Annotated in this window: 14 protein-coding genes; 8 read left to right on the top strand and 6 right to left on the bottom strand. The window is 46.5% G+C overall.

Features of this window, described 5'->3' with window-relative positions:
* Positions 1–19: 19 nt before the first annotated feature.
* The 6 genes from gyrB to dnaA form a co-directional block, all read right to left on the bottom strand.
* Positions 20–1,936, bottom strand: a complete 1,917-nt coding sequence (gene gyrB / locus CHX35_RS02415; protein WP_091833274.1) for a DNA topoisomerase (ATP-hydrolyzing) subunit B — start codon at positions 1,934–1,936, stop codon at positions 20–22.
* A 10-nt stretch (positions 1,937–1,946) separates the two neighbouring features.
* Positions 1,947–2,243, bottom strand: a complete 297-nt coding sequence (gene remB, locus CHX35_RS02410) for an extracellular matrix regulator RemB (protein WP_091833271.1) — start codon at positions 2,241–2,243, stop codon at positions 1,947–1,949.
* Positions 2,244–2,247: 4 nt separating this feature from the next.
* Positions 2,248–3,366 carry a DNA replication/repair protein RecF gene (gene recF, locus CHX35_RS02405; RefSeq protein WP_091833268.1) on the bottom strand — a complete coding sequence of 373 codons (1,119 nt, stop codon included), beginning with the start codon at positions 3,364–3,366 and terminating at the stop codon, positions 2,248–2,250.
* Positions 3,367–3,384: 18 nt separating this feature from the next.
* Positions 3,385–3,600: a S4 domain-containing protein YaaA gene (gene yaaA / locus CHX35_RS02400; RefSeq protein ID WP_091833265.1), complete on the bottom strand. Its 216-nt coding sequence runs from the start codon at positions 3,598–3,600 to the stop codon at positions 3,385–3,387.
* A 78-nt stretch (positions 3,601–3,678) separates the two neighbouring features.
* Entirely contained in the window at positions 3,679–4,815 is a 1,137-nt protein-coding gene (gene dnaN, locus CHX35_RS02395; protein WP_091833262.1) for a DNA polymerase III subunit beta, read from the bottom strand.
* Between the two features lie 315 nt (positions 4,816–5,130).
* Complete coding sequence (gene dnaA, locus CHX35_RS02390; RefSeq protein WP_091833259.1) at positions 5,131–6,477, bottom strand: chromosomal replication initiator protein DnaA; 1,347 nt, start codon at positions 6,475–6,477, stop codon at positions 5,131–5,133.
* Positions 6,478–7,036: 559 nt separating this feature from the next.
* Between dnaA and rpmH the strand changes: the two genes are divergently transcribed.
* From rpmH to rsmG, 8 genes are all read left to right on the top strand, one after another.
* On the top strand, positions 7,037–7,171 hold the full coding sequence (rpmH, locus tag CHX35_RS02380; RefSeq protein ID WP_091833253.1) for a 50S ribosomal protein L34: 135 nt from the start codon (positions 7,037–7,039) through the stop codon (positions 7,169–7,171).
* 97 nt (positions 7,172–7,268) lie between these two features.
* Positions 7,269–7,646, top strand: coding sequence for a ribonuclease P protein component (gene rnpA, locus CHX35_RS02375; protein WP_091833249.1), 378 nt, complete (start codon positions 7,269–7,271; stop codon positions 7,644–7,646).
* Positions 7,643–7,852 carry a membrane protein insertion efficiency factor YidD gene (gene yidD / locus CHX35_RS02370; protein WP_091833246.1) on the top strand — a complete coding sequence of 70 codons (210 nt, stop codon included), beginning with the start codon at positions 7,643–7,645 and terminating at the stop codon, positions 7,850–7,852. The genes rnpA and yidD overlap by 4 nt, the downstream gene beginning before the upstream one ends.
* A 137-nt stretch (positions 7,853–7,989) precedes the next feature.
* Positions 7,990–8,685 (top strand): membrane protein insertase YidC, encoded by a 696-nt coding sequence (gene yidC, locus CHX35_RS02365; protein WP_091833478.1) that lies wholly within the window; start codon positions 7,990–7,992, stop codon positions 8,683–8,685.
* A gap of 5 nt (positions 8,686–8,690) precedes the next feature.
* On the top strand, positions 8,691–9,311 hold the full coding sequence (jag, locus tag CHX35_RS02360) for an RNA-binding cell elongation regulator Jag/EloR (protein WP_245838586.1): 621 nt from the start codon (positions 8,691–8,693) through the stop codon (positions 9,309–9,311).
* 203 nt (positions 9,312–9,514) lie between these two features.
* Positions 9,515–10,891, top strand: a complete 1,377-nt coding sequence (mnmE, locus tag CHX35_RS02355; protein ID WP_091833241.1) for a tRNA uridine-5-carboxymethylaminomethyl(34) synthesis GTPase MnmE — start codon at positions 9,515–9,517, stop codon at positions 10,889–10,891.
* Positions 10,892–10,904: 13 nt separating this feature from the next.
* Positions 10,905–12,791: a tRNA uridine-5-carboxymethylaminomethyl(34) synthesis enzyme MnmG gene (gene mnmG, locus CHX35_RS02350; protein WP_091833238.1), complete on the top strand. Its 1,887-nt coding sequence runs from the start codon at positions 10,905–10,907 to the stop codon at positions 12,789–12,791.
* 112 nt (positions 12,792–12,903) lie between these two features.
* A complete protein-coding gene (gene rsmG, locus CHX35_RS02345; protein ID WP_091833236.1) occupies positions 12,904–13,623 on the top strand; it encodes a 16S rRNA (guanine(527)-N(7))-methyltransferase RsmG in 720 nt (239 codons plus the stop codon).
* The last annotated feature ends 93 nt before the right edge of the window (positions 13,624–13,716 follow it).

Raw genomic sequence — 13,716 nt, 5'->3', positions numbered from 1 at the left:
CGCTCTTTCAGACGTTCCATCAGATATCCAAGTTGCGCACCTGACGGGCATATTCCTGGATAAAGTCCCGGCGAGGTTCTACTTTATCACCCATCAGGGTTTCAAATACTTGGTCAGCATCCATTGCATCCTCTAGGGCCACTTGCAAAAGGGTTCGACTCTCTGGATCCATCGTGGTTTCCCACAATTGGGTGGCATTCATTTCACCTAACCCTTTGTAACGCTGGATCTCGATCTTCCCTTTCCCGGTGAGTTCACTTGTCAACTTCTCTTTCTCACGATCATTAAAGGCATAGAGCTCTGTTTTCCCCTGTGAAATCTTATAAAGGGGTGGCTGGGCAATATAGACATATCCCTCTTCAATCAGCGACCGCATATAACGATAAAAGAATGTGAGAAGCAACGTACGGATATGAGCACCATCCACATCCGCATCGGTCATGATCACAATTTTATGGTAGCGCGCCTTCTCTAAATGAAAATCATCACCAATTCCAGTTCCAAGCGCCGTAATGATGGTTCGTACCTCTTCATTCGAGAGAGCCTTATCCAACCGGGCCTTTTCAACATTGATAATTTTACCGCGCAGGGGAAGAATCGCTTGAAACATCCGATCCCGCCCTTGTTTGGCGGTTCCACCAGCAGAGTCCCCCTCAACGAGATACAGCTCACTAATTTCTGCTTTTCGTGAGGTGCAATCCGCTAATTTACCAGGAAGGGAGCTCACTTCCAGAGCATTTTTCCGCCGAGTGAGTTCCCGTGCTTTCCGGGCAGCTTCCCGAGCCCGTGCAGCCATGACAGCTTTCCCAATCACCTTTTTGGAAACCGTCGGATTCTCCTCTAGGAAGGTAAGGAAACGTTCAGCAAATAATGATTCCGTCGCTTGACGGGCTTCTGAATTCCCTAACTTGGTTTTTGTTTGCCCTTCAAATTGTGGATCTGGAATCTTAATGCTGATAATCGCAGTCAAACCTTCCCGGGTATCATCCCCGGAGAGGTTGTTATCGTTTTCTTTTAAAAGGTTATAACGACGAGCATAATCGTTCACAACCCGGGTCAGCGCTGATTTAAAGCCTGACTCATGGGTTCCACCCTCATGGGTATGGATGTTATTCGCATAGGAATAGAGATTACTAGAATAGCTATCATTATATTGAAGGGCAATCTGAACGATAATATCGTCTTTTTCTCCTTCAAGATAGATCGGTGGCTCATGAAGGGACTGACGGTTTTTATTCAGATGCTCCACGAAGGAGAGGATCCCACCATCGTATTTGTATTCACTCACTTTCTCTTCATCGCCACGGGAATCGGTCAAAATAATCCGTACACCACTATTGAGAAAGGCAAGTTCACGCAAACGTGTGGCGAGGATTTCGTAATCATAGACGGTGGTTTCAGTAAAGATCTCAGGATCAGGCTTAAAGGTCGTCGTGGTTCCTGTCTCGGATGTTTTTCCTACAACAGCAAGATCCTTTTCAGGGACACCTTTAAGATATCGTTGTTGATGGATTTTCCCATCGCGATAAACTTGTACGTCCATCCATTCGGAAAGAGCATTCACTACGGATACCCCTACCCCGTGCAATCCGCCTGAGAATTTATAACCTTCCCCGTCAAATTTACCTCCAGCGTGAAGAACCGTCATCACTACCTCTAAGGTAGAACGGCCCATTTTGGGGTGAATTCCGACCGGAATCCCACTTCCGTTATCTTGTACGGTAATGCTGTTATCTGGGTTAATCGTTACACGAATGGTGTCACATCGTCCAGCAAGGGCTTCGTCAATACTGTTATCAACAACTTCCCAGACCAAATGATGAAGGCCTCGGCTACTTGTTGAACCAATATACATCCCTGGCCGTTTACGTACCGCTTCCAAACCTTCGAGGACCTGAATCTGTGACTCATCGTAATTGGAGTTTTGTTTAGACACTACCTGTCACCTACTCTTGTTCCTTTTTGACTTCCTTTATGCTGGAAATACCTAAAGCCCGGTTCCCTCCAAGTTGTGCACGCTTGAGAAGTGTCAGTGATGAAATGGGTGATGCATAGATGGTTGACTCGGTCACCACATAGGATTTGATCTCCTCCTGGGTAGTAATCCACTCCAGACGGCCCAGATTACGAGCCGTCTCAAGAAAAGGAGCTAATGTAGAGGGAGACCGTCTGGGTCCCGCATCTAAGATGGTGACGACTTCACTGACCCGAATCATCTTGTTGCCGCCTAGATGGATAAACATCGTCTCACCCCTGCTCTGTAATACTTCCTTGCTGAACGCGATAGATGCGGGCTCGATCACATGTTTCTTGATCGATCCCCTCCAACCCGGTTGCAGTGACAAAGGTCTGTACTTTGCCGCGAATCGCCTCTAACAAGTGGGTTTTGCGAGAATCATCCAGTTCAGAGAGAACATCGTCTAAAAGAAGAATCGGATAAGTACCTGTTTCTTGGTGGATCAGTTCAATCTCCGCTAACTTAAGCGATAACGCTGCTGTACGTTGTTGTCCTTGGGAACCAAAGGTGTGGATATCCACATCATTTGCAAACAACCGCAGATCGTCACGATGGGGCCCCGTTAAGGTCGTTCCCCGTCGTAACTCCTGTTCTCGCAAACGAAGGAGTTCTTTTTCAATAGCCATCCGATAGCCTGCTTCATCGGTTACGCCCTGTGTGGGTACTGCCGATTGGTAATCAATCGTAAGGGTTTCCTTTGCCTGTGTGATCGACGTGTGGATATCTTGCGCCCACTGAGTTAATTGCTTAATAAATGTAACCCGTTTTTTCCACAGGCTTGTGGATAAGTCGATCATCTGTTCGTCTAGGACATCAAGGAATGCATTGATCCGCTCACGTCGATTTCCCATGTCTTTTAATAATTGATTTCGTTGGAGAAGCAGTTGATTGTACCGTGTTAAGTCATGAATATACGACGGACTTACCTGACCGAGTTCCATATCGATAAAGCGACGACGCACCTGAGGACTTCCCTTAACAATTGTAAGGTCTTCAGGTGCGAACAGAACTGCCGTAAGTGTACCAATATAGGAGGAGAGTCGACGTTGTTCCAGCCCATTTTTCACAACTTTTTTCCCGCGAGGAGTCAGGCGAATATCCAATCGGTGATTCCCAAACTCGCCACTCACACGCGCTTTAATCTGAGCTGCATCAGCTCCCCACCGGATCAGTTCTTTATCTTTTCGAGTCCGGTGGGATTTACCCAGGGCTAACACATAAAGCGATTCAAGGATATTGGTCTTTCCCTGGGCATTCGGTCCTACAAATAGATGGAGTGACTCTGGGCAATTCAGTGCCAATCGATCAATATTGCGAAACTGGGAGAGTTCCAGTTCTTCTACTTGCACAGTGGAATCCCTCTCTTCTTATGACCGAATCAAGCGGAAGGGTGCCATCCCCTCAATTTCCACAGTATCCTGTGGATAAAGTTTTCGTCCACGCCGTGATTCCTCTTCGCCATTAACCAGTATGGGCGTCTCTGCAAGAAAAATCTTGGCATGCCCACCCGTCTGTACAAGTTCCAATTTTTTAAGCAATTGACCAAGGGTGATCATGTCGGTGTGGATAGAGACGGTTTGCATAGCTGATTCTTCCTCCTTAAGCCTTTCTCCACAGGGGTTTCATCTATATTGTAACCCTCCTCCTCATCCTTGTCCGATTTACCTTGTGCGGATGGGGACAATTAAGTGGAGGGAATCCTCTCTCTCTGCGGGTTGAATGATGAAAGGAGTCATGGTACCGGTCAGGAGAATGCGAATTTCATCAGAATCGACCGTCCGCAGGGCATCTAACATATATTGCGCATTGAACGAAATACTGAGCTCTTCTCCTGTAACTTTTGCGGTCACTTCCTCGAGCACACTCCCCACATCCTGGGCAGCAGAGTGGACCTGAACGGTTCCTTCTTCCTTCATCGTCCATTTTATCACATTGTCGCGTCCATCCCGGCTAATTAAAGAAGCCCGATCAACGGATTGTAACAATTCTTTGGTTGCTAACACAATATCAGTCTTTCCACCTTGGGGAATGACACGATTGGTATCTGGATACGTCCCCTCTAAAATGCGGGAGAAGAAGAGAAGATGATCCGCCCGTACCATGATCTGATTATCTGAAAGAACGACATCGACCCACCCGTCGGTATCCTGCAAAATCTTTGCTAATTCAGACAAACTTTTTCCTGGCACAATGACATTTTCAACGGAGAGATCCTTTGGCGCTTCTACCTCTGCTTTTTTTCGAGACAGGCGATGACTATCGGTTGCCACAAAGGTTAAGGTCCCTTGGGAAAGTGTCCACAGTACACCGGTAAGTACCCCTCTTGCTTCTGAGGCCGATACAGCAAACCCCGTTTGTCGGATCATCGATTTTAACAGCTCTGCAGGGAGACTGAACATCCGGTCTTCTTGAAGTTGTGGAATATGTGGATATTCTTCAGGATCCAGTCCCTTTAATTCAAATTGAGCTTGCTTAGAGCGCAGCGTGGTTTTCCACCGTTCATCCACAGTGACTTCCACATCATCTCCAGGGAGCTTACGCACGATATCTGCAAAAATCCGACCCGGGAGAACGATACTACCCATTGTTTCCATATTTACCAAATTCTTATCATCCTGTTTGGTAGGAATGCAGACTTGGATCGTCAGGTCAGAGGTACTTCCCATCAACCAACATCCTTCTTCGTCCACAGACAAGTGAATCCCTGTCAATATCGGGACCGTCGTCTTTTGCGATACGGCTTTGGAAACAGAGGCGACTGCTTCCGTTAATGCACTTCGAGAAATACGAAATTTCATGATTGTGTTGTCCTCCTCAAAAAGGGATTTTCCCATTCCTAAAGATAAAGAGCCCCCTATGACTGAATGATTCTTAACCTACCACCTACCGACATGAATCTGGTGGAAATCAATGAAGCAAAAGAGTCATATTGGGGCTATCGATACATATCTATATAGTTTAAAAAAATCATAGTCATAGTAATAGGGGCTGTGAATATGTGAATAAGTCCATTTTTCCCATGGTATCAAAGGGAATGGCGCTGTTGACAACCTGTGAAAAGATGAATAGTAGTTGTCCACATTGTTCACAAGACATCCATGCAAACGAAGAAGTTATCCACGTTGTAGTTTTTGTTTAATATCCTCGATGGCCTTTTGAAGACTACGATCCATGGATTGGGTCCGAGTAATCTTTTCATGGGCATGTATAACGGTGGTGTGATCCCGTCCACCAAATTCCTCTCCAATTTTCGGCAGGGAGGAATCCGTGAGTTCGCGTGATAGATACATGGCAATTTGACGGGGAAGGGCTACGGTTTTCGTTCGTTTCTTTCCTTTAAGATCTTCTACGCGCATATGATAGTAGGCACTTACGGTTTGTTGAATCTCTGGAATGCCAACGATTTTAGGCTGTGCATTGCCAATGATGTCCTTTAGTGCCTCAGCTGCAAGCTCCGTGGTCACTGGTTGATTCATCAAGGCAGAGTAAGCCACTACACGAATTAACGCACCTTCCAATTCACGGATGTTGGTGTCGATACGATCCGCGACGAAGGCCATCACTTCACTGTCGATATCTAAATTATCCGCAATCGCCTTTTTTCGTAGGATGGCAATTCGGGTTTCTAGATTTGGGGGTTGAATATCCGTAATGAGTCCCCATTCAAAACGAGAGCGAAGGCGATCTTCTAATGTAGGGATTGCTTTTGGTGGTCGATCACTAGAAATCACGATCTGTTTGGATTCTTCGTGAAGGGCGTTAAAGGTGTGGAAAAACTCTTCTTGCGTTTGTTCCTTGCCTGCTAGGAACTGAATATCATCAATCAACAGGATATCCACATTGCGATACTTGTTTCGAAAGTCATCGGTTCGATTATCCCGGATGGAGTTAATAAATTCATTGGTAAATTTCTCTGAAGAAAGATAAACCACGCGGGTATGTGATGGATGCGATTGTACATAGTTGCCGATGGCATGCATGAGATGGGTTTTACCCAGGCCCACTCCGCCATAAACAAATAGGGGATTATATGCCTTTGCGGGAGCTTCAGCGACAGCGAGGGAAGCGGCGTGGGCAAAACGATTGCCCGATCCAATTACAAAGGTATCAAAGGTATAACGGGAGTTCAGCATGGTTTTCGGAGCCTCTGGCTCCTTTGGGGGCATATCCTGGGGAGTTGATTTTTCTTCATCAACTTCTGGCCGGACGGCAGAGTGTGTAATAAATTGTACACCAATCACTGAACCTGTCACTTCCTGGAGGGTATCCCGTACTAGATTGGCATAGCGAGATTCCAACCAGTCTCGAGCAAATTCATTCGGAGCAGAGATTACGAGGGTGTCTTCGCGATAATCCACAGCTTCTGTTGCTTGCAGCCATGTTTCAAAGCTCGGTTTGGACAACTTTCCTTGGATATGTTCCAGTGCTTGTGCCCATAGTTCTTGAATGTGAGTCTCCATCAGGTGCCTCCTTTCAATCCGATTCTTTTTTCAACAGGGATATCCACATCGTCTCCTGTTTATTTTGGGTGGAACTTCGAATTCTACACAATTTCCACAGGGTTGTGGAAACTTTTTTCCCCAAGAACCTGTGGATTGTCCACACACTTGTCCACAGACTGTGTATAACTTTGTGTCGAAAAAACAGTTATCCACTGTGGAAAACACACATATCTTATCAAATTTATGGAGGGATCACAACGGATCTCGCAATCTTTACCCAGGATCCACAGGGTGTGGGTAACCAATCATTCACAGCCGTGAAAATTGTGGATAATCCGGGGATATTCTTGTGGATGAAAAAAAATAAACGAAGTTATCCACATGTGGATAGTGCGGGAGCCTATTTCTTGACAACCTTTTATTTACACCGCTATAATGAATAAGAATGTCATCCGATGGATTCGGTCTGACGAAATCTGGACACCGGAAAGGAGGCTACCTGGTCTGTAGAGTTGGAAAAGTATCCGGGTAGCGGATTATTTGATCCCATCTACACGAGAGATCAGGTGTAACCATAATGAAACGGACATATCAACCAAGCAATCGCCGTCGTAAAAACGTGCATGGTTTCCGTGAGCGGATGAGCACGAAAAATGGCCGCAGAGTATTGCGTAATCGTCGTCGTAAAGGCAGAAAAGTATTGTCTGCATGAGGCCACTTGTTCATAGTGGCTTTTTTTTCATATGGGTATAGGGTGGACAAGTCCCGCCTTATACTGGTAACGAAGTCCGGCGGAGAGGGGGATTTCCGTGCAGCGTAGGTATCGTTTAAGGCGGCGGAATGACTTTCGGCGGACTTTCCGTCTGGGAACATCGACAGCAAATCGCCAGTTTGTGGTCTACCGAAGTCGAGGAGCAGGTCCTGATTCGATTCGAATTGGGATCTCTGTCAGCCGTAAAGTGGGGAATGCTGTCGTAAGGAATCGCATCAAACGATTGGTAAAAGAGGTTACGCGGCAATGGATCGATCGGTTGCCTAACAACCTGGATTTAATTATTATTGCCCGCAAACCTGCGGCAGAGATGGATTATCATCAGATCGCGTCCAGTTTGCGTCATCTTTTACGTAAAGCACGTTTGCTCAGTAAGGAAAATGAAGCGATGCGAAATCGGGGGGACGATGGATGAAACGTCTGGTCCTTGGATTAATCCGATTTTATCAATATTTCTTATCCCCATTGAAACCACCCAGTTGTCGGTTTGCTCCTACTTGCTCTCAATATGGATGGGTCGCCGTCTCCCGTTATGGAGTATGGAAGGGCGGGTGGATGACAATCAAACGTATTTTAAAATGTCACCCCTTCCACCCCGGAGGATATGATCCAGTACCTTGATGATACAAGTTTACTTATGATCGAGTCGGACGCATATGAAATTATGAAATGTGGAATCGAACGGTTTGAAGGAGGAATCATCATTGCGGAGACGTCGTGTCATCGTGGCGTTGGTGCTAATTGTAGCGGTACTAGCGATGGCGGGTTGTTCGCCAGCCAGCCAGGTACAATATAAACCAATTGATCCTGACAAAGCGGGTTTTTGGCAAAAGTATTTTGTTTACCCGTTAGCCTATACATTAGATGAGGTTTCGAAGTCAATTGGTGCAGGACTTGCTATTTTAGTCGTTACTGTGGGAATTCGGCTAATTCTTCTGCCGCTTACCTTGAAACAAATGAAAAGTTCGAAAGCAATGCAGGCGATACAACCGGAAATGACCAAACTGCGGGAAAAATATAAGAACAACCAACAGAAAATGCAAGAAGAGACGATGAAGCTCTTCCAAAAGCATAACGTGAATCCTCTTGCAGGTTGTTTACCGATTATCGTTCAGATGCCAATCCTAATTGCTTTTTATCAAGCACTCAGTAGTAGTGGAGAGGTCCATGGCGCTAGTTTTCTATGGTTGCATCTAAGTGCTTCTGACCCCTATTACATCTTACCGATTCTCGCTGCGGTTACCACGTTCTTGCAGTCGATGGTTATGGGGATGGGGGACAATCCGCAGGCACGTGCTTTTCTCTTTATTATGCCGATCATGATTTTTGTACTTGCTTTCAACTTCCCAGCCGCACTCGCTCTTTATTGGGTGTATGGTAACTTGTTTACGATGATTCAGTACTACTTCATCGGGGACAAATTTAAGGCGAAACGAGAGGGTGCAGCCGGTTGAAAAAAGTGACCGTGACGGGTAAAACGGTGGAGTTGGCAGTGGAAGAGGCCCTCAGTCGCCTTGCCGTATCGCGGGATCAAGTGACAATCACCGTCCTTGAGGAGCCTAAGAAAGGGTTTCTTGGTTGGATTGGTGCGCGGGATGCAAGTGTGGAGGTGACTCTTCTACCGACTCCATTGGAGGAAGTCGAGGGTTTTTTGCGCGAAGTGCTAGATGCGATGGGGCTTCCTACTGTGCAGTTAGTGGTAAAACAACAGTCGGATTATGTACTCGTCAATTTTGTGGGAGATGAGTTGGGAATTCTGATTGGTCGCAGGGGACAAACCCTGGATGCGCTACAATACTTAACTAGCATTGTTGCCAATAAAGCCCCTGGCACCTATATTCGCTTTATCTTGGATGCAGAGGGTTATCGGAAACGACGAGAGGAATCCCTCTTACGACTTGCTGATCAAGTTGCGCAGAAAGTTTTGCGACTGAAGAAATCGATCACTCTTGAGCCGATGAATCCCATGGAGCGCAAAGTGGTCCATACCCGGATACAAGAGCAAAAGGAACTAACAACCAAAAGCGAAGGCGAAGAACCCTTTCGCAAAGTGGTCGTTAGTTGGAAGAAGACCATGTAAACCCGTTACGGTTCACGAAAAACTCCCACTAGGGGAGTTTTTTTCATAGATGGGGTTTGTTTTCTTTTCCAATAACCGTATGCTATGATAAATTGTTAGGAATGAAGAAATGATGAGGTTGAATGCATGCAATTTCTCTGATCTCGTTGATTCACTGTGGGATAAAAAATAATGATCGTTAGATATGTTTTGAGGTGAAGGAAATGGAAACGGACACCATTGCGGCGATAGCGACGACGGTGGGTGAAGCAAGCATTGCGGTGATCCGGGTAAGTGGTCCAGAATCGATCGTGATGGTGGATCGCCTCTATCAAGGAAAACATTCTTTACAGGAAGTAGAAACCCATACCGTTCGTTATGGACATATCATCGACCCGTTGTCCAACCATTCCATTGATGAGGTATTAGTCACGGTGATGCGTGCTCCACGTACCTTTACGCGGGAAGATGTGGTCGAGATAAGTTGTCACGGGGGCATGATTCCTGTACAAAAAGTGCTGGAAGCACTGCTTGCAGAAGGGATGCGCTTAGCGGAACCTGGGGAATTTACCAAACGGGCCTTTATGAATGGTCGCATCGACCTCTCTCAAGCGGAGGGTGTGATGGATCTCATTCGTTCTAAAACCGATCGAGCGGCCCAGGTGGCAAGTCAGCAAGCGGATGGCCGATTATCTCGCTTAATACAGCGCTTGCGACAGGATATTCTGGAAAGCCTAGCGCATTTGGCAGTGAATGTGGACTATCCGGAGTATGATGCGGAACAACTGACCGCTGAACGAATGTTGGCAAAATCCAGGGAAGTGGAGCAGGCGATTCAAGAGTTGTTGACAACGGCACGTCAAGGAAAGATCCTTCGTGAGGGAATTGCAACGGTGATTATTGGACGACCCAATGTGGGGAAATCTTCCCTTTTAAATGCCCTCGCCCATGAGAATCGCGCCATTGTAACGGATATTCCGGGTACCACTCGGGATGTCATTGAAGAATTTGTGAATGTACGCGGGATTCCCCTGCGTTTAGTGGATACAGCTGGGATTCGTGAGACGGAGGATATTGTCGAAAAAATGGGCGTCGAACGGTCCCATCAAGCGTTAGCGAAAGCCGATTTAGTTCTTTTACTACTCAACCATTCCGAAGAGTTAGAGGAAGAGGATCGAAAGTTGATCGAGTTAGCTCGACAACATGCTACGATTGTCGTTGTCAATAAGACGGATCTCCCCCCACGGCTGGATATGAAGAAGGTCCGCTCCTTTATTGATGATCTTCCCTTGATCACCACTTCGGTGACAGAGGAACAAGGATTATCGGAATTGGAACAGGCGATTGCGGATCGCTTCCTTGGAGGCGCGATCCAATCCGTGGATGCGACCTATGTTACCAATACCCGTCATATTCATCAGTTAAAAGAAGCACAACACCATGTTCGGGATGCCATTGAGGGCATTGAACAGGAAATGCCTTTGGATATGATTGAAATTGATCTAAAGAATGCCTGGGTAGCTCTAGGGGAAATTATCGGTGATGCGGTTGCCGAAGATTTGATTGATCAGATTTTTTCCCAGTTTTGTTTGGGCAAGTAAGGAGGCGATTAGAATGCCTGTTTCCGGAGAGCGTTATGATGTAATAGTGATTGGGGCTGGTCATGCAGGTTGTGAAGCAGCACTTGCCTCGGCGCGTATGGGATGTAAAACCCTGTTATTGACGTTAAGTTTGGATACGATTGCGTATATGCCCTGTAACCCTTCCGTAGGGGGGCCCGCTAAGGGTCATGTCGTGCGGGAAGTGGATGCCCTTGGTGGGGAAATGGGGAAAACGATTGATAAAACCCATATTCAAATGCGGATGCTAAATACGGGGAAAGGTCCGGCTGTGTATGCATTAAGAGCACAAGCCGATAAAGTGCTTTATCAACAAGAGATGAAAAAGGCACTTGAAATGGAGCCGCATCTGACGCTACATCAAAATATGGTGGAGCGCTTGATTGTGGAAGATGGTGTATGTAAAGGAGTCGTTACCCGTACAGGTGCATCGTATTATGGGACAGCTGTCGTGTTAACCACGGGCACTTACTTACGTGGGAAAATTATTATTGGGGATCTCTCCTATGAAAGTGGTCCCAATAACCAACAACCAGCTATCCAGTTGGCCCACCATCTGCTCGAACTTGGATTTCAGACGGTTCGTTTTAAAACGGGGACTCCGCCGCGGGTCAATAAACATACGGTGGATACGGATAAAATGGAACTCCAACCTGGTGATGCAGAGCCGCGCGCTTTCTCCTATGAAACAACGGAATATATTACGGATCAACTACCTTGTTGGCTTACGTACACCAATGAGAAAACCCATGAATTTATCCGTGATAACCTTCATCGGGCACCGATGTATTCTGGCAAAATTGAAGGACAGGGGCCGCGGTATTGTCCTTCTATTGAAGATAAAATTGTTCGATTCGCTGATAAGAATCGCCACCAGATCTTTTTAGAGCCAGAGGGACGCGACACATTAGAGATGTATGTTCAAGGTCTCTCCACCAGTTTGCCTGAAGATATTCAACAGCCCCTTCTGCGGACGATTCCAGGGTTGGAGCAAGCTGAGATGATGCGGACGGGTTATGCGATTGAATATGATGCGATTGTCCCGACGCAACTATGGCCGAGTCTTGAAACTAAAATGATCGAGGGACTTTTCACTGCAGGGCAAATTAATGGCACCTCAGGTTATGAGGAAGCAGCGGCACAAGGGATTATGGCGGGGATGAACGCAGGTCGAAAGGTACAAGGAAAGGAAGCGATCATTCTTGATCGTTCCCAAGCGTATATCGGTGTGTTAATTGATGACCTTGTAACAAAGGGAACCAATGAACCCTACCGGCTGCTGACCTCACGTGCTGAGTATCGGTTGTTGTTACGACATGATAATGCAGATCTACGCTTGACCGAGATAGGAAGAGAGGTAGGTCTGATCTCAGATACGCGTTATGATCGCTTCTTAGCGAAGAGAGAGGCGGTGGAGAAGGAAATTGACCGCTTACGTGTAACCCGGGTGAAGCCCTCTTCTGATGTACTCACATTGTTGGCTGAGTTGGGCTCCAGTCCCATTGATAATGCAGTCGAACTTGCACAGTTAATCAAACGTCCGGAGATTCGCTATGAACATATCCTTCAGATGGCTGCTGCTGAAGTTCCCGTTACGGCTGATGTGGCGGAACAAGTAGAGATTCAATTGAAGTACGAGGGATATATTAAAAAATCCCTCCAGCAAGTGGAAAAGATGCGTAGAATGGAGAATAAGCGGATTCCTGAGGGAATGGATTATACCTTGGTATCCGGTTTATCAACAGAAGCCAAGGAGAAATTGTCCAAGGTTCGCCCGCTCTCTCTAGGGCAAGCCTCACGCATTTCGGGAGTAAATCCCGCCGACATCTCCATTTTGTTAGTTTATATTGAGCAAGGCGTCAAACGTCGTGCGGGTGTTTGACTGATTGAATCGTCCGCCATAGAGGCGGACTTTTTTCGCTAGGTTGCTCTCTTTCATGTAATCAGATGGGTGTATTATCGGTGTTGAAGTTTGGAGTGGAGGGAGTAGGAAGATGGATCGTCGAGAATGGTTACAGGAAGCCGCGGCTTCCCACTTACACATTGCTTTGGATGCGAAGCAACTGGATCAATTTGAAATCTATTTGAACCAGTTACTTACTGTGAATCAACACATGAATTTAACGGCAATTACAGAGGAGAAGGAAGTTTACATTAAACACTTTTATGATTCCCTTTCTCTTGCGGCTCACGTTGAGATGAAGGAGATTACTTCCATGATGGATGTGGGTACGGGAGCGGGATTCCCTGGTCTCGCCTTAAAGATTGCGTTCCCGCATATACGCTTGGTGCTGCTGGATTCTCTCCAAAAGCGGGTTAATTTTCTAAGAGAAGTCGCGGATGCTTGTGAAATGAAAGAGGTAGAGGCCCTTCATGGGCGAGCGGAGGAAGTCGGACGCCAATCGATGTACCGGGAAACCTTTGATTTAGTGACGGCTCGTGCTGTCGCCAAACTAAATGTTCTCTCTGAATACTGTCTTCCCTTTGTGAAAGTGGGGGGGCACTTTGTAGCGATGAAGGGACCCGACATTCAGGAAGAATTGTCAATGGGAAAAAGAGCGGTCACGAAGTTAGGAGGAAGGATTACTGAGGAACATGTGTTAGCTCTACCTGAGGAGAAGGGGGAACGCTCAATCATCCTGGTCCAAAAGACATCCTCTACACCCAAGGCATATCCTCGCAAGGCAGGAACTCCCCAACGGAACCCTCTCTAGGTTCCATTAATTTTTATTCGTAAATTTGTTGATGATAGAGCCGTGTGGGAACAAAAAGTGCTTTGGGCGTTAAGTTTAGTTTGATGAGGCAGA

Origin of the sequence: Marininema halotolerans (assembly GCF_900116235.1) — a bacterium.
Taxonomy (GTDB): domain Bacteria; phylum Bacillota; class Bacilli; order Thermoactinomycetales; family DSM-45169; genus Marininema; species Marininema halotolerans.
This window is presented reverse-complemented; position numbering and strand designations above follow the sequence as displayed.